Annotated in this window: 23 protein-coding genes; 5 read left to right on the top strand and 18 right to left on the bottom strand. The window is 36.2% G+C overall.

The features are described from left to right. Positions 1-92 precede the first annotated feature (92 nt). Positions 93-1,961 (bottom strand): ABC-F family ATP-binding cassette domain-containing protein, encoded by a 1,869-nt coding sequence (locus tag EGI24_RS17240; protein WP_255049786.1) that lies wholly within the window; start codon positions 1,959-1,961, stop codon positions 93-95. 145 nt (positions 1,962-2,106) lie between these two features. Here EGI24_RS17240 and glgP point away from each other — a divergent pair, with 145 nt between their 5' ends. From glgP to EGI24_RS17265, 5 genes are all read left to right on the top strand, one after another. Beyond that, positions 2,107-3,738, top strand: a complete 1,632-nt coding sequence (gene glgP, locus EGI24_RS17245) for an alpha-glucan family phosphorylase (protein WP_255049787.1) — start codon at positions 2,107-2,109, stop codon at positions 3,736-3,738. A 155-nt stretch (positions 3,739-3,893) separates the two neighbouring features. After that, a complete protein-coding gene (gldD, locus tag EGI24_RS17250) occupies positions 3,894-4,475 on the top strand; it encodes a gliding motility lipoprotein GldD (RefSeq protein WP_255049788.1) in 582 nt (193 codons plus the stop codon). After that, positions 4,476-4,685: a putative signal transducing protein gene (locus EGI24_RS17255; RefSeq protein WP_255049789.1), complete on the top strand. Its 210-nt coding sequence runs from the start codon at positions 4,476-4,478 to the stop codon at positions 4,683-4,685. Further along, positions 4,678-5,520, top strand: a complete 843-nt coding sequence (locus tag EGI24_RS17260) for a phosphatidate cytidylyltransferase (RefSeq protein ID WP_255049790.1) — start codon at positions 4,678-4,680, stop codon at positions 5,518-5,520. Before EGI24_RS17255 ends, EGI24_RS17260 begins: the two co-directional genes overlap by 8 nt. After that, positions 5,517-6,218: a carboxypeptidase-like regulatory domain-containing protein gene (locus EGI24_RS17265; RefSeq protein ID WP_255049791.1), complete on the top strand. Its 702-nt coding sequence runs from the start codon at positions 5,517-5,519 to the stop codon at positions 6,216-6,218. Before EGI24_RS17260 ends, EGI24_RS17265 begins: the two co-directional genes overlap by 4 nt. A 12-nt stretch (positions 6,219-6,230) precedes the next feature. Here the strand turns inward: EGI24_RS17265 and EGI24_RS17270 are convergent, their stop codons facing one another. The 17 genes from EGI24_RS17270 to EGI24_RS17350 all read right to left on the bottom strand — a co-directional run bounded on the left by EGI24_RS17270 (position 6,231) and on the right by EGI24_RS17350 (position 20,477). After that, a complete protein-coding gene (locus EGI24_RS17270; RefSeq protein ID WP_255049792.1) occupies positions 6,231-6,644 on the bottom strand; it encodes a PIN domain-containing protein in 414 nt (137 codons plus the stop codon). Then, complete coding sequence (locus EGI24_RS17275) at positions 6,641-6,883, bottom strand: DUF6364 family protein (RefSeq protein ID WP_255049793.1); 243 nt, start codon at positions 6,881-6,883, stop codon at positions 6,641-6,643. Before EGI24_RS17275 ends, EGI24_RS17270 begins: the two co-directional genes overlap by 4 nt. A 103-nt stretch (positions 6,884-6,986) precedes the next feature. After that, a complete protein-coding gene (locus EGI24_RS17280) occupies positions 6,987-7,505 on the bottom strand; it encodes a gamma carbonic anhydrase family protein (protein ID WP_255049794.1) in 519 nt (172 codons plus the stop codon). 178 nt (positions 7,506-7,683) lie between these two features. Next, on the bottom strand, positions 7,684-8,229 hold the full coding sequence (locus EGI24_RS17285) for an NADH-quinone oxidoreductase subunit J (RefSeq protein ID WP_255049795.1): 546 nt from the start codon (positions 8,227-8,229) through the stop codon (positions 7,684-7,686). Between the two features lie 7 nt (positions 8,230-8,236). Further along, positions 8,237-8,788 (bottom strand): NADH-quinone oxidoreductase subunit I, encoded by a 552-nt coding sequence (locus EGI24_RS17290; RefSeq protein ID WP_255049796.1) that lies wholly within the window; start codon positions 8,786-8,788, stop codon positions 8,237-8,239. A 12-nt stretch (positions 8,789-8,800) separates the two neighbouring features. Continuing rightward, positions 8,801-9,946: an NADH-quinone oxidoreductase subunit NuoH gene (nuoH, locus tag EGI24_RS17295; RefSeq protein ID WP_255049797.1), complete on the bottom strand. Its 1,146-nt coding sequence runs from the start codon at positions 9,944-9,946 to the stop codon at positions 8,801-8,803. 1 nt (position 9,947) lies between these two features. Further along, positions 9,948-11,051, bottom strand: coding sequence for a 2Fe-2S iron-sulfur cluster-binding protein (locus EGI24_RS17300; protein ID WP_255049798.1), 1,104 nt, complete (start codon positions 11,049-11,051; stop codon positions 9,948-9,950). Between the two features lie 19 nt (positions 11,052-11,070). Beyond that, positions 11,071-12,417 carry an NADH-quinone oxidoreductase subunit NuoF gene (nuoF, locus tag EGI24_RS17305; protein ID WP_255049799.1) on the bottom strand — a complete coding sequence of 449 codons (1,347 nt, stop codon included), beginning with the start codon at positions 12,415-12,417 and terminating at the stop codon, positions 11,071-11,073. Positions 12,418-12,419: 2 nt separating this feature from the next. Next, positions 12,420-12,902: an NAD(P)H-dependent oxidoreductase subunit E gene (nuoE, locus tag EGI24_RS17310; protein ID WP_255049800.1), complete on the bottom strand. Its 483-nt coding sequence runs from the start codon at positions 12,900-12,902 to the stop codon at positions 12,420-12,422. 15 nt (positions 12,903-12,917) lie between these two features. Then, positions 12,918-14,096: an NADH dehydrogenase (quinone) subunit D gene (gene nuoD / locus EGI24_RS17315; RefSeq protein ID WP_255049818.1), complete on the bottom strand. Its 1,179-nt coding sequence runs from the start codon at positions 14,094-14,096 to the stop codon at positions 12,918-12,920. A 70-nt stretch (positions 14,097-14,166) separates the two neighbouring features. Further along, on the bottom strand, positions 14,167-14,667 hold the full coding sequence (locus EGI24_RS17320; protein WP_255049801.1) for an NADH-quinone oxidoreductase subunit C: 501 nt from the start codon (positions 14,665-14,667) through the stop codon (positions 14,167-14,169). Between the two features lie 5 nt (positions 14,668-14,672). Then, positions 14,673-15,215, bottom strand: coding sequence for an NADH-quinone oxidoreductase subunit B (locus tag EGI24_RS17325; RefSeq protein WP_255049802.1), 543 nt, complete (start codon positions 15,213-15,215; stop codon positions 14,673-14,675). A 34-nt stretch (positions 15,216-15,249) separates the two neighbouring features. Continuing rightward, positions 15,250-15,624 (bottom strand): NADH-quinone oxidoreductase subunit A, encoded by a 375-nt coding sequence (locus EGI24_RS17330; RefSeq protein ID WP_255049803.1) that lies wholly within the window; start codon positions 15,622-15,624, stop codon positions 15,250-15,252. Positions 15,625-15,765: 141 nt separating this feature from the next. Continuing rightward, positions 15,766-16,770: a GTPase ObgE gene (gene obgE / locus EGI24_RS17335; protein WP_255049804.1), complete on the bottom strand. Its 1,005-nt coding sequence runs from the start codon at positions 16,768-16,770 to the stop codon at positions 15,766-15,768. Between the two features lie 145 nt (positions 16,771-16,915). Next, a complete protein-coding gene (locus EGI24_RS17340; protein WP_255049805.1) occupies positions 16,916-17,488 on the bottom strand; it encodes an adenylate kinase in 573 nt (190 codons plus the stop codon). Between the two features lie 151 nt (positions 17,489-17,639). Next, positions 17,640-19,451, bottom strand: a complete 1,812-nt coding sequence (locus EGI24_RS17345) for a hypothetical protein (protein WP_255049806.1) — start codon at positions 19,449-19,451, stop codon at positions 17,640-17,642. A 129-nt stretch (positions 19,452-19,580) separates the two neighbouring features. Next, positions 19,581-20,477 carry a PstS family phosphate ABC transporter substrate-binding protein gene (locus EGI24_RS17350; RefSeq protein ID WP_255049807.1) on the bottom strand — a complete coding sequence of 299 codons (897 nt, stop codon included), beginning with the start codon at positions 20,475-20,477 and terminating at the stop codon, positions 19,581-19,583.

Raw genomic sequence — 20,477 nt, forward strand, 5'->3', positions numbered from 1 at the left:
TATAGAAACAACAAAAAACACACCATGAAGTATTTTTTCAGATATTTTTAATTTAAAGTTTATTTTTTGAAAACTAAGTATTCAAGAAATCTTCACCCCAACTCACTCAATTCCAACCACCTCAATTCTTTTTCTTCTAAATCATTTACTGTATCCTCCAATTTATTAGAAATGTCCGCTATTTCATCAAAGGGTAAGTTGCCTGAAGATAGTTTTTCGGTAAGTTCAATTTTTAGTTTTTCTAAAACTTGTATTTCTTTTTCCAGGTTATCAAACTCTGTTTTTTCTTTAAAACTTAATTTACGTTTAGGCGAACTTTCCTTTACTTCGGCTATTTCAATAACTGCAGGTTTACTTTCACGGTCTTTTTTCTGTTGTTTGGCGTTTTCTTCTTGCCAAATTCTGTAGTCGGTATAATTCCCTGGGAAATCTTTTATTACTCCATCCCCTTCAAAAGCGAAGGTATGATCCACGATTCTGTCCAAGAAATACCTATCGTGCGAAACCACCAAAAGACAGCCTCCATATCCCATCAAAAATTCTTCTAAAACGTTTAGAGTCGCTATGTCGAGATCGTTGGTAGGCTCATCGAGTATTAAGAAATTGGGATTTTCTATCAAGACTTTTAAAAGCTGTAAACGTCGTTTCTCTCCTCCCGAAAGTTTCGATATCTGTGCATATTGGGTAGCCGGAGGAAACAAAAAGAGTGTTAAAAACGCCGAAGCACTGATTTCTCTGCCGTCGCCCATTTTTATAAACTCGGCCACTTCTCTTACGTTTTCTATGACTTTTTGTTCAGGATCAAAAACCAAACCATCTTGTTTGTAGTAACCAATTCTTATGGTCTCGCCTTTTACTACTTTTCCAACATCGGGTTTTATTTCCCCATTTATCATTCCCAGAAGGGTGGATTTTCCCATTCCATTTTTACCAACAATGCCAATTCTATCGCCTTTTTTGAAAGTATAATTAAATTCTTTCACAATTACCTTGTCTTTGAATGACTTACTAACGTGCTGAATTTCAATGATTTTATTTCCTATTCTTTCCGATTTTACACTTAGCTCAAGTTTGTCTTCATTGCGTTTACCAGAAGTTTTTTCCTTCAATTCATAAAAAGCATTTTCTCTGTAAGTGGCCTTGTGTGTACGTGCTTTTGGCTGGCGACGCATCCACTCTAATTCTTTCTTTAAAAGGCTCTTGTCTTTTTCAAGTGTAACGGCTTCTATTTCAGCTCTTTCGGCTTTCTTCTCCAAGAAATAAGCATAATTGCCTACATATCGGTGCATTTTAGAATCTACCAATTCCATGATTCTGTTACAGACTTTATCTAGAAAATATCTATCGTGCGTAACCAAAAACAATGTCGTATTACTTGATGACAAGTGGTTTTCTAACCATTCTATGGTGTCCAAATCTAAGTGGTTGGTAGGCTCATCCAAAATCAAAAAATCAGGTTCCTCGATCAGAACTTTGGCAAGGGTCACTCTTTTTTGCTGCCCACCAGACAATTCGCCCATCAGTTTGTCCATGTCGTGAACATCCAATTTTCCTAAAATCTGCTTGACTTTTGATTCATAATCCCAACCGTCGAGTTCGGTTATAAGTTCTGTATATTTTGAAATGCCATCATAGTCGTTATGTTCAACTGCATATTCATAGTTTTTTATGGCCTCAGCTATTGGGTTTTTAGAGGCAAAAATGGTTTCTAAAACTGTGCTGGTTTTTGAGAAAATCGGGTTTTGGTTCAAATAACCTACCTTTATCTCTTTTCTGATGCTCATTACGCCTTCATCAGCAGGTATTAAGCCCGCTATTACGTCCATTAATGAGGATTTTCCACAACCATTGGTGCCAATTAATGCCACCTTTTCTCCTTGGAGTACGCCAAATGATAGATTCTTAAATAACCATCTCTCGCCGAGGTTTCGGCCTAAGTTTTCTGCTGATAAATAATTCATGTTGCAAGTTAGCTATAATGTTCGGTAAGGCACTTGCTGTCGTTTCGTTTTGTTAATTTTAATAAGGTTTTGTATGCTATCAAATAGTAAAATCGTAAAATTGACACATAATTGGTAACTTGCATGTAAATATACTTTATACTTTATGATAAACATTTTTAAGAACAAATTCAAAAAAGAGTACGCTAAATCCGTGGCATATTTCTCCATGGAGTTTGGTATTGACCAAGCTCTAAAAACGTATTCCGGAGGTTTAGGTTATTTGGCAGGTTCACACATGCGAAGTGCTCACGCACTCAATCAAAACCTGATGGGAATCGGGATTTTATGGAAATATGGCTATTATGAGCAACAACGCAATACTGATAACAGTTTACGTGTTTTTTTTAGGGAACAAATGTATAGTTTTTTAGAAGACACTGGTATTAGATTTCAGATAAGTATCAAAGGCCGTGACGTTTGGGTTGCTACCTATTTTTTGCCTTCAAATGTATTCAATTGTGCCCCCATGTCTTTCTTAACCACCGATACCGATGGCAATGACGAGTGGGCCAGGTCTATTTCGTATCATTTGTACGATAAAGACGCCGAGATGAAAGTAGCCCAGTGTATGTTGTTGGGCATCGGAGGAGCAAAGTTTTTGGACAAAGCCAATTTGGTGCCTGAAATCTATCATTTCAACGAAGCCCATGCGATTTCAGCTGTTTATTATTTATTGAGCCAGAATAGCGACTTAAAGAAATTGAAAGAAAAGCTGCGGTTTACCACACATACGCCAGAAGAAGCTGGAAATGAAAAACATAGCTTTGGGTTTCTTCAAAGTCTTGGTTTTTTCTGCGGATTAAATCCTGCGGAGGTTGCCCAGATTTCTGGAGTAAAAGGAGATTTGTTTAATCACTCTCTGGCCGCCCTGCGAGTTGCCAAAAAAGCTAATGCGGTTTCTAAACTACATGGTGAGGTTTCGCGTGATATGTGGGGGCATGAAGAGGGAATCTGTAAAATAGATCACATAACCAATGCTCAAAATCGGGCTTATTGGGTAGACTCTGTTTTGGAAACCAATAGATTGAAAGGAAAAGGAGAGGCTATAAATGAGCGAAAAAAGGATTTGAAATCTGTACTTTTTAAAGAAGTAGCAGACCAGGTAGGCAAGATTTTTGATCCAAATGTATTGACCATTGTTTGGGCAAGACGTTTTGCGGGATATAAAAGACCTGAGTTGATAACCAAAGATTTGGAGCGTTTTGAAAAGTTAATATCTAGCGGAAAAGTGCAAATAATATGGGCAGGGAAACCTTATCCCTTTGATTATGGAGCTATAGATACATTCAATAAGTTGTACTATATGAGTCATTTGTATAAAAACATGGCTGTTTTGACAGGATATGAGCTGAAACTTTCTAAAATGCTGAAAGATGGAACTGATGTTTGGTTAAACAATCCAGTAGTTACAAGGGAAGCCTCGGGGACATCTGGGATGACTGCGGCTATGAATGGGGCAATCAATTTGTCCACATACGACGGATGGGTTTGTGAGTTTTCAGACGACACCAATTCGTTTATTGTTCCGGTGGCTGATGGTTCAGATGGCTATTTGAGAGACAAAACAGACATGAATAATATACTGGATATGATAGAAAATGAGATTATTCCGATGTATTATGAACATCCCAAAAAATGGAATAAGATGGTACTTAAAAGCATGAATGATGTCAATGAGTTTTTTGACTCGGACAGAATGGCGGATGAATATTATAAGAAAATGTATAATGCTTAATTGAAAATGATAAACCTCGACAGAAAAGTTGGGGTTTATTCGTTAATATGAGAAGTTTTTTTTGGAGAGAAACTTTCAAAGGCAAGATTGTAGGGCATTTTGGTTTAATTTTTTGCCAAAAAAAGCTATCTTTGTCATTTACCCTATTTTCTTAAATGAAAAGTTTTTTAATTTTAGTTTTACTGGCTTTAACTATTGCTTGTGGCAACAAATCCACAGTCTATTATCCGAAACCTAAAGGTTTCGAACGAATAGATTTACCCAAGCAAGAATACCAAATGCTGAAAGGAAATTACCCCTACACTTTTGAATATTCCAAAGCAGCTGTAATCACGCCCGACATAACTAAAGATGCAGAACCGTACTGGATTTTGGTTGAGTATCCATCTTTAAACGCCAAGATTCAGTTTACATACAAGCCACTTGAAGGTGATTTGACCAAATTAGATAAACATGTGGCAGATGCTTACAAATTGGCTTCTAAACATCAAGTTAGGGCTACAGCACAACGTGAGCAAGTGGTTCAACTTAAAAATGGCAAAAAGGTGGTAATTATCGAAATAGATGGTGAGGTACCGAGCCACTTTCAATTTTATGCTACTGATACGTCAAAACACTTTTTACGTGGTGCGGTTTATCTGAATGCCGCCACGATGAATGATTCTTTACAGCCAGTTGTAGATTATCTTAAAGCTGACAGTCGAAGGATTTTGGAAACCTTAAAATGGAATAAATAAATGGGAAATTGGATAACGGTTTTTAAAGAAAAAGATAGAATGCGTGCTGAGCTTTTGAAAAATGAGCTTGAAAACAATAATATAGAAACCGTTATTTTGGATAAAGTAGACCATAATTATCCAGTATTAGGTATTGTAGAAATTAAAGTTTTGGAGTCACAAAAGACTTTGGCTGAGCAAATAATTAATGATTTTAGAATTGATGATTAAAAAATTACGAGATAGATCGAACCTTACTCAGAGAATAGTAGCAGCACTTATCGGTGCTCCGCTTATTATCTTAGGAATTATGTACAGTCCAACAAGTTTTTGGTTATTGATTTTGGCAATTACTGTTTTAACTCAATACGAGTTTTATAAACTTTTGGGTATGTCTGGTGGACTCCCGCTCAAAATTTATGGTACTTTCTGCGGAGCAGTGATTATTTCGCTTACTTATTTTATAGAGACCTACACCATAGATTTCGAGAATTATTACATCATGGTGCCGATGCTTACGTTTACTTTTTTTATAAAGTTGTATAAGAAAAAGGATCCAAAGCCATTTGTAAACCTTGGATATACATTTTTAGGGATTATTTATGTGGCACTTCCATTTGCACTTTTGAATGAACTGGCATTTTGGAAAGGGAATTTCCAGCCACTCTTGGTAATTGGCGTGTTTATTATTTTATGGTCAAATGATTCTGGAGCTTACATGGCAGGCAGGTTATTTGGTAGGCGTAAACTTTTTGAAAGAATTTCACCTAAGAAAACCTGGGAGGGCTTTTTTGGTGGAGCAATAATAGCCTTATTGGCCTCGTTTCTTTATTGGAAGTTCACTGATACGCTTTCAATGGATCAATGGCTGTGTATTGCGGCCATTATAGCCACAACAGGCACATTGGGCGATTTGGTGGAGTCTTTGTTTAAACGGAGTATTGAAATCAAAGATTCAGGAAGTTTGATTCCAGGGCATGGTGGTTTCCTAGATAGGTTTGACGGGCTTTTGCTCTCTATGCCATTTATTCTTACATTTATAAAATTTTACGCCAGATTGAATTGAAATATTTATTAAGCATTTTCATATTCTTAGTGTTATTTGTGGCAGGTTATAAAGCTGATGCTCAAGGTTCTAAGAAGTTTATTACTTTCTCAGGTTTCGTAATTGACGGTAGCAATGACGAGCCTTTGCCTGGTGCTTATGTGATTAATGATAGAGCTGGAAGGGGAGTGTTTACCAATTCAAAAGGCTATTTTATCTTAGATGTTTTTCCCGGTGATTCTATACTTTTCTCCTATTTGGGTTTTAGAAAACAATATCATATCATTCCCAAGAATGTGGGTTTAGACTATTCGGCGGTTGTAGAACTAAGTATTGATGCCAAAATGTTAAAAGAAGTTAAAGTTTATCCATTCCGCACAGAAGAAGAGTTCAAAACTGCCTTCTTAGAAATGGAACTACCCAATGAAAAAGAACGGGAGATTTTAGAAAAAAATTACAGCAGCGAAAACATTAAACGTATGGCAGCTAACCAAGCCATGGGTTCAGTAGGTAACTATCGATATGCAATGGATCAACAGCTAATGCACCTTCAGGGTCAAAAACAAGTTACTCAGAATCCACTCACCAACGTATTTGCTTGGAGTAACTTCATTAAGTCTGTTAAAAATGGTAGTTTAACGGATAAGTCTTGGAAGAAAGGCAGTTATATACCTACTGAAAAGGGAACGCGGGACAATATTTTTAAGGGGAGTAATTAAGATTTATATTAACTAAAGTTTTGCTTTAATCTCATTCGGTAACAATGCAGGAATTTCTGAGTTCTTGAAATCTTTAATATTTCTTGTCACGATATATTCCATTCCATTGATTGAAGAGGCACAATAAATCTGAACGGCATCTTCAAAATCTTTGTGTTTAGAATGAAGACTCTTTCTTAAAACATCCAAGTCAACAGGGATTATGGTAATGAATTCAAGTAGATTGTGCAGAATTACTCTTAGTTCTTTTTCTTCAATATATTTTTTTAAAAGATAATGAGTGGTTGCAAGACTATGAGAAGATGTGTATAGTTTTATTTTGTTATCCTCAGCAAGAGAAAATAACTCGATGGCATATTTGCTAAAAGGAGGTCTATCTGCAATCAAATCCACAATAATATTGGTATCAAGAAAAATATTCTTCATAAGTGTTTCTTTTCCAAATACTGCAATAGTTCTCCTTTCTCATCAAAATTATCAGGTAGTTTAACCTTTCCTACTATTTTACTTAATTTTTCTGAAACTTGGGCATTTTGTTTTTCTTCCACAATAGAGGCTAGATAGTTTTCAACGATATTTGAAAGGCTTGTTCCTGTCTTTTTTGCGAACGATTTAGATTTCTCTATTATTTCCTTTTCAACGGTAAGTGTTAATTTGGTTGTCATGATACGTATATTTTATTCAAATATACGTACAGCATGGTGAAGTCCAATAAAAATTTATATTTTTTTAAGTTCAAGTAGTTTTTAATGAACAAATATAAAATGACTACTCCTTATCCTTAAACCACCCAGAATAAAACACGTAATTGTTTGCAGTACGCATAAAAACCTCCCCCAGTTCTGGGCTAACATCTTTGATATATTTTGCAGGATTTCCTGCCCAAACAGTTCCAGGCGGTACTTTGGTGTTTTGTGTTACTATAGCACCGGCACCAATTATTGAATTCTTACCAATGATGGCTCCATCCATGACTATGGCTCCCATTCCGATTAATACTTCGTCTTCTATCGTACATCCGTGCACTATGGCATTGTGAGCAATACTCACATTATTACCGATGATGGTTTTGGTTTTTTGATAAGTACAATGTACCACAGCACCATCTTGAATATTCACTCTGTCACCCATAACTATGGCGTTTACGTCACCTCTTACAACAGCATTAAACCAAACCGTGCAATCTTTGCCCATCGAAATATCACCGACAAGTGTAGCATTTGGTGCGAACCAGCAGTTTTCTCCAAAAACAGGAACTTTATCGAGAACAGGTAAAATAAGTGCCATAATTGTAAATAAAAAAAGAGGTCAATTAATGACCTCAAATGTATAAATTTTTTCTAGAAATGAATCTTTTCAAAAACAAAATCGGTTTACATTAACCAATTAACCAATTAACCAATTAACCAATTAACCAATTAACCAATTAACCAATTAACCAATTAACCAATTAACCAATAACTAATCAAAAATGGCTATCTCCTTTCTCTCTTTTTGCTAATAAAACTGCTCCAGACATGGCTACCAAGAAGAGTACTGAAACCAATTCAAAAGGTAACATATAATTGTTGAACAAAACTTTGCCAAGCGTTTCAATTAATCCAGTTTTTGAATCAAAATCGTTGTAATTTACTCTAATGGTTTCAGCTTTTTTGATCGCCACTATCAATATTAAACCTAGAAGTCCACCTGCAATAGCTGCCGAAATCAACATTGAGTTTTGGCTGAGTTCATTGCTTTCTTTTTTGAGGTTTAAAAACATCAGTACAAACAAGAACAATACCATGATAGCACCTGCGTATACGATGATATTTACGGCTGCAAGAAACTGAGCATTTAGCAAAAGATAAATACCCGAAAGCGTAAAGAATGTTAAAATCAAATATACCACGCTGTGAATTGGGTTTTTAGAAAGTATGGTTCCCAAAGCACCAAATAAGCTCATGATGGACAAGAAATAAAAAGTCCATTGAACAAAAGTTAAATTTTTTATCAGTTCTAGATATTGCATAAAATCCTTATTGTTTAATCCAAAGTTTCGCCATGTCTTCTTTAGTCCAGGCATCTCTTAAGTATCTGTCGTTCATGTCTTCTACTAGCTGGTCTTTGCCATATATGACTTGGTCTCTAGAAGTGAATACAGGTACAAACTTATCGTGTCTTAAATAAACGGCTTCTTTAGGGCAAGCTTCCTCACAAAGACCGCAGAAAATACAACGCAACATGTTTATTTCGTAAGATGCTGCATATTTTTCTTCTCTGTATAATTTCTCTTCACCTTTTACTCTTTCTGCTGCAACCATAGATATTGCTTCAGCAGGACATGCAACTGCACAAAGACCACATGCTGTACATCTTTCTCTACCTTGCTCATCTCTTTTAAGTATATGGTGCCCTCTAAAAACAGGTCCCAAATATCTTTTTTGTTCAGGATATCTTATCGTGGCTTTTTTCGAGAAAAAGTGTTTGATAGTAACCCCCATTCCTTTAAATATACCCGGGAAATAAGTATTCTCTACAATACTTAATTCTGAATTATCCGTTTTTCTAGATCTATTTGTTAATGTCATTTCTGTGTTCTTTTAATTAGCACTAACGGTTTTCTTTTTAAAAATTGGAAATAATCCAAAATATATTGCTCCAAATATGGCCAATCCTACCCAGTTGTAAAGCAATGGCTTACCAGAAAGTTCGGCAGCTGCAGTGATGATAAGGTTTACAATCGCTACTGGCATCATCCATTTCCATGCAACATTCATCAATTGGTCATATCTGAAACGTGGAAGAGTCCAACGAATCCACATGAATAAGAATATAAAGAAGAATATTTTCAAGAATAAAGTTAGGGTGCCCAATGCAGTTGCTAGGTTATGTCCAGTAACTTCACCAAAAGAACCTACCAATTTGCTATATACAAAGTCCATACCTGGATAATTAAAACCTCCTAGATAAAGGCTAGCCAAAACTGCGGAAGAAATGAACATGTTAACATACTCCGAGAACAAGTATAAGCCCATTTTCATAGAGCCATACTCCGTGTGATATCCTGCTACTAATTCATTTTCTGATTCTGGCAAGTCGAAAGGTGTACGGTTACATTCTGCTAATGAGCAAGTTAAGAACAACAAAAAGCCCATTGGCTGATAGAAAATATTCCAATCTATGCCATGTTGACCAAGAACTATCGATTTTACTGAAAGGGAACCCGTCATTAAAATAATTGCAAGTAAAGAAATACCCATCGCCAATTCATAAGATATGGTCTGAGAGGCCGCCCTTATAGCACCATAGAGGGAATATTTGTTGTTAGAAGCCCAACCTCCAATCAATATGCCATATACGCCTAAGGAAACTATTCCAAAAATCCACAAGATACCAATATTCACATCCATTCCTTGAACATCTATTTTTTGGCCAGCTACTATTATGGTATCTCCAAAAGGAATAACAGCACTACTTAATAAAGCTGTTGACATAGCCACCGCAGGGCCCAAAATGAACAACCACTTATCTGCTTTCGTTGGTATGAAATCTTCTTTAAAAAATAACTTCCCACCGTCTGCCAATGGTTGTAACAACCCAAATGGACCAGCTCTATCTGGACCCACTCTGTCTTGAATAAATGCGGCAATAACTCGCTCTGCATAAGTTTCATATAAAGCCATAAGCATACTTATGGCAAATATTGCTATTACTATGATGGCTTTTACAATTAGTACTGTATCCATATTATTTTAGGCTTTTTTCTTTAGAGAAAAACTTGTCATTCTTCTGCATTAAAGCTTTGTAATCTTCTGATTTTTTTATCTCGTCCAGATTTTGGTTATAATCTCTTGCGTCATCTATACCTTTGAAATTCTTTGCTGCATAATTAAGAGCAAATTCTGGCTTTTTGCCTTGGTTTAACCCATATTTGTTTTGTGCGATTACAGAATTTCTAGCAACCTTAGAAGGGCCTTCAATAACCCAATCTGAAGTCTTTTTTCTATCAAACCTGCAAGTATTGCAAATAAAATCTTCCACTTCACCCCATTGGTTTTTACGGGCTGTAACTCTGATTACCTCGTCGCCTTTATACCAAACTTGAACTTTTCCTGAGCATTTTTCGCAAGCACAATGAGCATCTACAGGCTTTGAGAACCAAACTCTACTTTTGAATCTGTAAGTTTTATCAGTCAATGCTCCTACAGGACAAACATCTATAACATTACCATAAAAATCACTTTCTAAAGAATTTTTTATGTAAGTACTTATTTGAGCATGATCTCCACGTCCCATCACGCCATGTACTCTTTTCTCTGTTAATTGATTAGCCGTATAAACACATCTATAACACAGGATACACCTGTTCATGTGGAGCTGTACTTTGTCGCCAATATCTTCAGGTTCGAAAGTTCTTTTTTCCTCTACAAAACGTTTTTCGCCAACTCCGTTTTCAAAAGCAAAGTCTTGTAGGTGGCATTCTCCTGCTTGATCACATACAGGACAATCCAATGGATGATTTATCAAAAGAAACTCTACAACACCTTTTCTTGCTTCTACAACTTCTGGATTTGTAAAGTTTTCTACTACCATACCATCTTGAGCACCAGTGATACATGAGGCAACCAGTTTTGGCATGGGTCTTGGGTCTTTCTCAGACCCGGCCGCAACTTTTACCAGACAAGCTCTACATTTTCCACCCGAACCCTGCAATGGTTTGTAATAACACATGGCTGGTGGAGCTACACTAGGCCCAATTTGCCTTGCTGCTTCCATGATAGTAGTACCTACAGGAACTCTTATTTCTTGACCGTCAATGGTTACTTTTATTAAAGGAACTTCGTTTTCCATTTATTAAATCTTTATATTTTTAGGCTAAAATTTCTGCACCCATGTAAACTGCACCTGGTTTGGTGGCTTCATTTGGATGATTAATATGCCATTCAAACTCGTCTCTGAAATGTCTAATTGCACTTGCTACAGGCCACGCTGCTGCATCTCCAAGTGGACAAATGGTATTTCCTTCTATTTTTTTAGCTACATCTACAAGTAAATCTATGTCACTCATAGTGCCGTGTCCATGCTCTATTCTATGTAATACTTTTTCCATCCAGCCAGTTCCTTCTCTACAAGGTGAACACTGACCACATGATTCATGGTGATAGAATCTTGAAAAATTCCAAGTATTTCTTACAATACAGGTGGTTTCGTCCATTGCTATGAAGCCTCCTGAGCCTAACATGGTACCTGTTGGAAAACCACCGTCAGAAAGTGATTCATATGACATCAATCTATCTTCTCCATTTGCTGTTTTATAAAACAAATTGGCTGGTAAAATTGGCACAGATGAGCCGCCAGCAACAACAGCTTTGAGGTAATGTCCGTCTCTAATACCACCAAGATATTGGTCTGAATTCATGAATTCGTCTACTGGAAGGCCCAAAGTTATTTCATAAACTCCAGGATTTTTGATATGTCCAGAGGCCGAAATTAATTTAGTTCCTGTACTTCTACCAATACCTATTTTGGCATATTCTTCGCCACCATGATTGATAACCCATGGAGTATTAGCAATAGATTCTACGTTATTTACAACGGTTGGAGATTGGTACAGGCCTTTCACTGCAGGAAATGGTGGCTTATTTCTTGGGTTGCCTCTTTTTCCTTCTAGAGATTCTAAAAGGGCTGTTTCTTCACCACAAATATAGGCTCCACCACCTGGCTGAACTACAAGCTCTAAGTCGTAACCAGAGCCCAAAATATTTTTTCCTAAAAATCCTGCAGCTTTGGCTTCTTCAATGGCTTTCTCCAAAATTCTAACCACATACATCAACTCGCCACGAACGTAAATGAAAGACTTATTAGCTCCCAAAGCGAAGCTTGAAACTATCATTCCTTCAATCAAAAGATGAGGAAGATTTTTCATTAAATAATGATCTTTGAAAGTGCCTGGTTCAGATTCGTCAGCATTACAAACCAAGTATCTAGGCACACCTTCAGGTTTCGCAAGAAAGCTCCATTTCATTCCCATCGGAAATCCTGCCCCTCCTCTGCCTCTTATGCCAGATTTTTTAACCTCTTCTACAATTTCGTCAGGGCTCATTTTTTTTATGGCCTTTTCTACAGCATTGTATCCTCCAGCTTTTCTGTAAACCTCGAAGGTTTCAATGCCAGGAATGTTGATATGTTCGGTTAATATTTTTATATCGTTTGCCATAATTATTTGCTCAATTCTTCGATAATATCATCTACTTTTTGATTTGTAAGATGCATGAAATATTTTTCTCTTATCTGAAAACATGGTCCCCAGCCACAAGCCGCTAAACATTCCACCTCTTTAAGCGTAAAGAGACCGTCTGAAGTGGTTTCATTGGCTTTTATGCCCAATTTAGTTTTTAAATGTGAAAATACCTCTTCTCCACCCATGGCACAGCAAGGACCTGTTCGACAATATTCTATTACATGTTTGCCAACTGGTTCTAAATGAAACATGGTGTAGAATGTTGCCACTTCATAAACCTCAACGGGCGTAATAGAAAGTAAGCCTGCTACGTAGTCCATGGTATCGCTGCTCACCCATCCAAACTGCTCTTGAGCCAAGTGCAAAATAGGTAGCAAAGCCGATTTTTGTCTGCCTTCAGGATATCTTAATATGATTTCCTGTGCTTTTTTTAGTTTATCTTCAGTAAATGTTACAGACATTATATATTAAAATTATTAAGCATCAAGTTCTCCTGCAATCACGTTTAAACTACTCATTATCACCACTGCATCTGAGATAGTTAAGCCTTTACACATTTCTGGATATGCCTGATAGTAAATAAAACTTGGTCTTCTAAAGTGTAATCTGTATGGAGTTCTTCCTCCATCGCTTATTAAATAAAATCCTAATTCTCCATTTCCACCCTCTACAGCATGGTAAACCTCTCCAACAGGAGCATCTATTTCACCCATTACTATCTTGAAATGATAAATTAAGGCTTCCATACTACTATAAACTTCTTTTTTGGGAGGCAAATAATAGTGGTCTTCGTCTGCATAATAGGGTCCTTCTGGAAGATTTTCAATGGCTTGTTGGATAATTTTTAAACTTTCCCAAACTTCACCATTTCTTACCATAAATCTATCAAATGTATCACCTTTGTGACCTATTGGAATTTCAAAGTCAAAATCTTCGTAAGAAGAATATGGCTCGATTACTCTAACATCATAATCAACACCAGTGGCTCTAAGGTTTGGACCTGTAAAGCCATATGCTATAGCCCTTTCTGACGAAATTGCTCCAACATTTTGTATTCTATCTCTAAATATTCTATTTCTATTGAAAAGCGTCTCAAATTCTGCCCAAACTTTTGGGAACGAATTGAAAACTAAATCACGGATTTTGGCAATGGCAGTAGGAGAGAGGTCTCTTTCCATTCCGCCAATTCTACCCATGTTGGTGGTTAAACGAGCACCACAAACTTCCTCGTAAATTTCGTAAATTTTTTCTCTTTCTTGCATCACATACAAGAAACCAGAATATGCACCGGTGTCAACTCCAAGAATTGAGTTACAAATCAAATGGTCAGAAATTCTGGCCAATTCCATCATGATTACTCTTATGTATTCGGCTCTTTTCGGTACTTTAACACCCAATAGTTTTTCTACTGTCATGTGCCATCCAAAGTTGTTGATGGGTGATGAGCAATAGTTTAGTCGGTCAGTAAGCGTTGTAATTTGATAAAAAGGCCTCCTTTCAGCTATTTTTTCAAAAGCTCTGTGAATGTAACCAACGGTTTGCTCGCTATCTACAATCTTTTCTCCATCCATCGTAAGAATATTCTGAAATATTCCATGGGTGGCTGGATGAACTGGGCCGAGGTTTAAAGTCGAATATTGTTTGTCTTCAACCATTGGCACGTTTAGGGCCAATGCATCATTTGAGTCTTTTGGTAGTATTAATGTATTTTCTGCCATAGGTTTATTATCTTCCAAATAATGCGTCAATTTTGTCTTCACGTGTGGCGTCTTCTAAAGGAAATTCTTTTCTCATCGGGAAATAATCCATATCCTCCATGTTAAGTATTCTTTTGAGATTTGGATGGCCTGTGTATTCTATACCATAAAAATCAAAGGTCTCCCTTTCCATCCAGTTAGCACTGGCAAACAGCGTAGAAAGTGTAGGTACTTTAGGGTCAGCTATGGGTACAAATACTTTTATACGGACACGGATATTATTTTCCCAACTGTGAATCATGCACATCGAACAAAGTTCGCCTCCTGCGTTATCAGGAAAATGAATTCCAGCAATGTCTGTTAAAAAGTTAAATTTAAATTCAGGATGGTTTTTAAGAAAATCCACCACTTCAGTTAAATCAGAGGCATTTGTTGTGAAAGTTAATAGTCCAAATGGTTCTTCAAAGCCGAAGACTTTTTGGCCAAATTGTCCAACGACCTCTTCAACTATAGATTCATTATTTATCATATGGTTTATAGGACTTTATAAGATTCTAATAATGCTTTATATTCTTCTGTATTTCTTCTTCTAAGTGATTCATTTTGAGCCAAATGTTGCACTTGCATGAGTCCGTCAATGATTTGCTCAGGACGCGGAGGACAACCAGGTACATAAACATCAACAGGTATTACTCTATCAATACCTTGTAGCACTGAATAGGAATCAAAAATGCCTCCAGATGAGGCACATGCACCGACTGCTATTACCCATCTTGGCTCTGCCATTTGAAGATAAACTTGTTTTAGAACAGGGCCCATTTTTTTTGCAATAGTTCCCATTACCATCAACAAATCGGCTTGACGAGGTGAGAAACTAGGTCTCTCAGCACCAAATCGTGATATATCATAGTTGGAACCCATGGTAGCCATGAATTCGATACCGCAACAAGAGGTTGCGAATGGTAAAGGCCAAAGTGAATAACTTCTGGCCAAGCCTATGGCTTTGTCTAATGATGTTGCAAAAAAGCCAGAACCTTCCAATCCTTCTGGTGCATCAACTATTTTTATGTTACTCATAAAGTGTAATAATTCGATTGTTTATTGACTGGTATTAGTCTTCGTCCCAGTTTAAAACTCCTTTTTTTAGAATATAATAAAAACCCGCCATCAAGAAAACCACGAAAAGCAGCATTTCGTTAAAACCCATCCACCCAAGTTTTTTAAAATTTACTGCCCATGGATACATAAATATAATTTCAACATCAAATAGCACAAACAATATAGCAATAAGGAAATACCGAACATTCAATGGAACACGTGCATCACCTTGACTTTCAATCCCGCATTCAAATGGGTCTTCTTTTCTCTTACTTTTTACCCTAGGTCCTAGGTATTTAGAAGCCACTATGGAAAAAACCACAAACCCCAAAGCTGCTGCTATTTGAAAAAGAAGAGGTAGATAATCAGATGGAAGATATTTAATCATAAAAAGCGATAAAATTTAAAGCAAAATTAACTCCTTGTAAAGTAGAATCAAAATAATTAAAAGGATTAAATAAACTAAAATCTAAATTATTTAATGGTTTTTCTAAAATACGATTTTGAGATATTATTTGATATTCATAAACTATAAATCATCCTCGGTTTTGTTGATATTTTCCCATAATATATCTTTCAATTCATTCAGACCTGATTGAGTAATTGAAGAGAAAAATACATAAGGGATACCTTCAGGTATTTTCTTAATTATTTTTTGTTTGGTTTTTTCGTCAATCAAATCTGATTTGGAAAAACCCAAGATTCTGCTTTTATCCAATAGCTCCGGATTAAATGCTTGGAGTTCTTTTACCAATGTTTTATAAACTGCCATTGGCTTTTCCTCATTTGAGGCTATTAAAAATAAAAGATTAGCATTTCGTTCAATATGTCTTAGAAATCTAACTCCAAGGCCTTTTCCTTCTGAGGCTCCTTCGATGATTCCTGGTATGTCAGCCATTACAAAAGATTGAAAATCATGGTATTTTACTACTCCAAGATTGGGTACCAATGTAGTAAATGGATAATCACCAATTTCAGGTTTCGCTGCCGAAATAGATGAAAGTAAAGTAGATTTGCCAGCATTTGGAAATCCTACTAATCCAACATCAGCCAAAAGTTTCAACTCTAAAATACACCATATCTCAGATCCAGGAATTCCTGGTTGAGAGTACTCTGGGGCTTGTTTGGTACTGGTTTTAAAATGGTGGTTTCCAAGTCCACCCATTCCTCCTGGAACCAATATTACTTGCTGCCCATCATCTATTATTTCTGCTATTCTTTCGTTGGTTTCAGCATCTCTGGCAATTGTACCTAAAGGCACATCTATGATGATGTCTTCACCTTGACGACCAGAACTCTTACTTTTTCCTCCTGTTACTCCATTTTCAGCCCTAAAGTGCTTTTGATACTTTAAGTGTATTAATGTCCAAAGCTGTTTATTGCCTCTTAATATGATATGACCGCCTCTTCCGCCGTCTCCACCATCTGGACCGCCTTTGTCTACAAATTTTTCTCTTCTAAAATGAGTAAAACCAGTTCCTCCATTGCCTGACTTGAGGTTTATTTTTACGTAATCTATAAAGTTTGATGTCATCTATGAGAGAATTTTTCTGCAAATTAAGAATATTAATGCGGATTGATGGCCAAATATTCTAATAATACACTTTTACAGTATTATTTTAACTAAAAAACTCCTCAATTGTTTGAGGAGTTTTAGTTTTTTGAAGAATATTTTTAAATCAAAGTGTCTCGTCTATGGCGGCAGATATTTGGCCAAAGATGTCATCTATTTTTCCTATTCCGTTTACTTTCGTTACTTTATCTTGTCCTTGATAATATGGCAATACATGGATTGTTTTGGAGAAATACTCGTCAATTCTCTTAACCAATTTGTCTGCATCATCATCGGCTCTTCCACTCACTTTCTGTCTTTCAGCTATTCTTTCTTTTATGACTTCTTGGTTGACATCCAATTGTAGGACTAGATTTATTCTTAAGTTTTTGGCTTCTAAGAATTTATCTAGTGCTTCTGCCTGAGGAACAGTTCTTGGAAATCCGTCAAATATAAAACCTTTAACATCTGGTTTGCTTTTTACCTCCTCTTCCAACATTTCTATGGTGATAGAATCTGGAACTAACATACCATCCGCCAATATTTGCTTTACTTTTTTTCCTAAGTCTGTGTCGTTAGAGATATGCATTCTGAACATATCGCCAGTGGAGATATGGGCTAAATTATATTTTTCTATTATTTTTTCAGATTGAGTTCCTTTGCCTGCTCCTGGAGGTCCAAAAATCACCAAATTGTACATATATGTCCTTGTATTTGTAGGTTATTTTAAATTAGGCATAAATGTAATTATACTTATATTTAAAATAAAATTTATTTTGGAATATTGTATTATTTCCATGTTGAAAAAAGTGAAGTGCAAAAAAAAGCCTAATTTCTTAGGCTTTTCTTGGTTAGTCTTTTTTCGGATCGTTCTTTACCGGAGTAAGAGATGGAGGAGGTGAAGTAGTTGTACCGTTCATTCCTTTCATCGCCTCTAACATTTTTTTAGCATCTTCGTTTTCAGGATCATATTTTAGCAATTCTTCAATATTGGCAATTCCCTTTACAAGGTTTTTGTTAACTTGAAGTTCCCATCCCGCCAAATATCTTAATCCATCCACTACATTTCTTTTGTTTGCAGGTACTGCTTTACCTGCATCGCCTAACAATGCAAAGTATTTTTCCCAAGTTGGAGCTGCACCAAAGTTTGCTGTAAAGGTAGAATCGGTAGCATTTTTTGCCATTTTGTTTCTAGCACTTAAGGCATAACCTGTTGGCCAAGCATCTTTGTATAATTCTAAAGCTTTTTCTAAATAAGTATCAGCTTTATCGTACATTTTCGCGGCATTATAATAGATACCAGCTGGTGCAAAATCCGCTGCATTTGGGCTTTTCTTTGCAAGAGCTGCTTTCTCAGCAAATAACGCAGCTTTTGCCCAGTTTTTATTTTTGATAAAATTTGAACTTAAGTCTTGATAATAATTGAAAGTGGTATCACCTAATTGGATAGCTTTTTCAATATTCACAATACCCAATGAATCATTTTTGATTTTTTCATTACCTTCTCCTGGCAAAATCAAGTATGATCTACCTATGTAACCATAATCTATAGCAGGGCTCTCATCAGCAGGTGCCACTTTGATAAATTTAGTTAAATTCTCGATTGCACTCGCTGGTTTTTTCTCTTCAAAATCTATGATACCAGACATTCTGAACAGATATGGGTCAGGATTATTTCCTTTTATTTCTTCTATTACTTTTTTAACGTTTTCGTAATCTTTGGCTACGAAAGCCAATTTAGCATAACGTAATTTCGCTTTATTGTCTCCATCAGAGTTTTTAAGATAGTTGCCTGCAGACTCAGCTGATTCTTTATATTTACCCATAGTTTGTAAATACGAACTATGGTATTTGTGAATAGGAGCGTGAGTCGGGTCCGCAGACAAGCCTTTGTTCAGTGCATCGTTGGCTTCACGGTAATTTCTACCTTGCAACCACACTCTCGACATTCTTTCATAAGTCTTACCTGGTTTTTTACCAACTCTCTCTGCATTTGTTAGGGCATTCATGGCTTCGCCGCCTTCATTTTTTAACATGTAAGCATCTGCCTTTACAATATAATACTCAGGATTATCCTTAGTTTTAGATTTCTCTAGAGCTAAGTTGATGTTGATAATCGCTTCTGCAGCATCCGTTGCTCCTGGAAATAAAGTATAAGCTTCTGCTATTCTGTAGAGAACATCTGCATTTTTTAATTTCGTTTCCTTCTTTACTTCCTCAAAAATAACTTTTGCTCCAGCTAGGTCTTTTGAAGCAAGTTTTACCATTCCTAAACCTATTTGATTGAAAGGGTCACCTTTTTTATCCAAAGCATTTCCAGCTTCAAATGCACTTTGAGCAGTTTTAATACTTTCTGGGGTTAATCCTTCTGGGCTTCTCAAAATAGCGTAACCTTTATAGAATAATGTCTGCGGGCTTGGACTAGTTTCAGCAAGCTGATTGAAAGCCTTACTTGCAGCGGTAAATCTCTCGGCGTCCAAATGTTTGATGGCTTCATCAAGTGTCTGCGATTTAGTTATGAACGGTACCAAAAGCAATGAAGCCAAGGCGTAAATTTTAACAATTTTCTTCATCATCTCGTAAGAAGTAATAAGGTTATTTGTTTGGTTAAAAAACAATTTAAGGTCGCAATTTAATGCTTTTTGTTGGTTTGAAAAAATCATTTCTCCAATAATATTTTGCACTTATCCCTTAGATTTAACTCACTGACGAAGGTTTCATAACAAAATGTTAAGTTTTTGTATAAATCTTCAAAAACGAAATTCGTGAATTGCCTTAATATTTGCTTGAAATTATTTTTTCATGGGTGATGTATTCAATAAAAATTCTTTTGGAATTATGTAGAAAGGTACCAGTCCCATTTTTTCGGTTACCAATTGTCCGGTTTTCGAACAGCAAAATCTGATAAAGCCATTCTCCACACCCCATGCTTTGGTGAGTGTATGAAGATAAACGAATCTTTCCAAAGGATACCTTCTCTGATTTAGATTTTTAAAGTTAATCTTGTAGAAACCCTTTTGTTCGGACTCGCCCACCGCTACTACATTTATTTGATTTAATAAATCTTGTGACTGTTTATCGTCAGTGTCGCTGATCCAATTAAATCCTATAAAACCGATTGCATTTGGCGATTTTTTTACGTAATCTATCACTTCTAAATTGCCATCTGCCGAGAAAACATTTTCTGTATTTATGGATTTTAGTTTTAGCTTTTCCATAATTACATTTAAGTTGCTGGAATTACTTCTGTCAAAGACCAGCTTGATTTTTGATTCTTTGTCAGTAAATAACCTCCTGAGTTCTTCTAACGTAATAGTGGTGTCTTTATTGGCTTTGCTTTGAACCAGGGCCACAGCATCTAATGCCATCCTTGCTGGTAGATATTTAATACCTCTTCTTTTTAATTCAGCAAGTTCGTTTTCATTAAATTCTCTGGTTGTGCACGCCATAGTCAGTGAGTCATTCAAAAGCATATTTATCCCTTTGGTTTCTGGAATGTACTTTGTGATAATTTTTGTCCCAGGGTAATGGATATGATGAGCATTTATTTGGGCTTCCATAATCGGTTTAATGGATTCATCTATAGCAATGGTGATAACGCCTTTATTGATATTGGGTTCTTCTTTTTTGGTTGTATTGCAGGCTATCACACCAAACATTAGAAAAAGGAGCAAATATTTTATTTTCAT

This window comes from Lacihabitans sp. CS3-21 (assembly GCF_024343675.1).
GTDB lineage: Bacteria > Bacteroidota > Bacteroidia > Cytophagales > Spirosomataceae > Leadbetterella.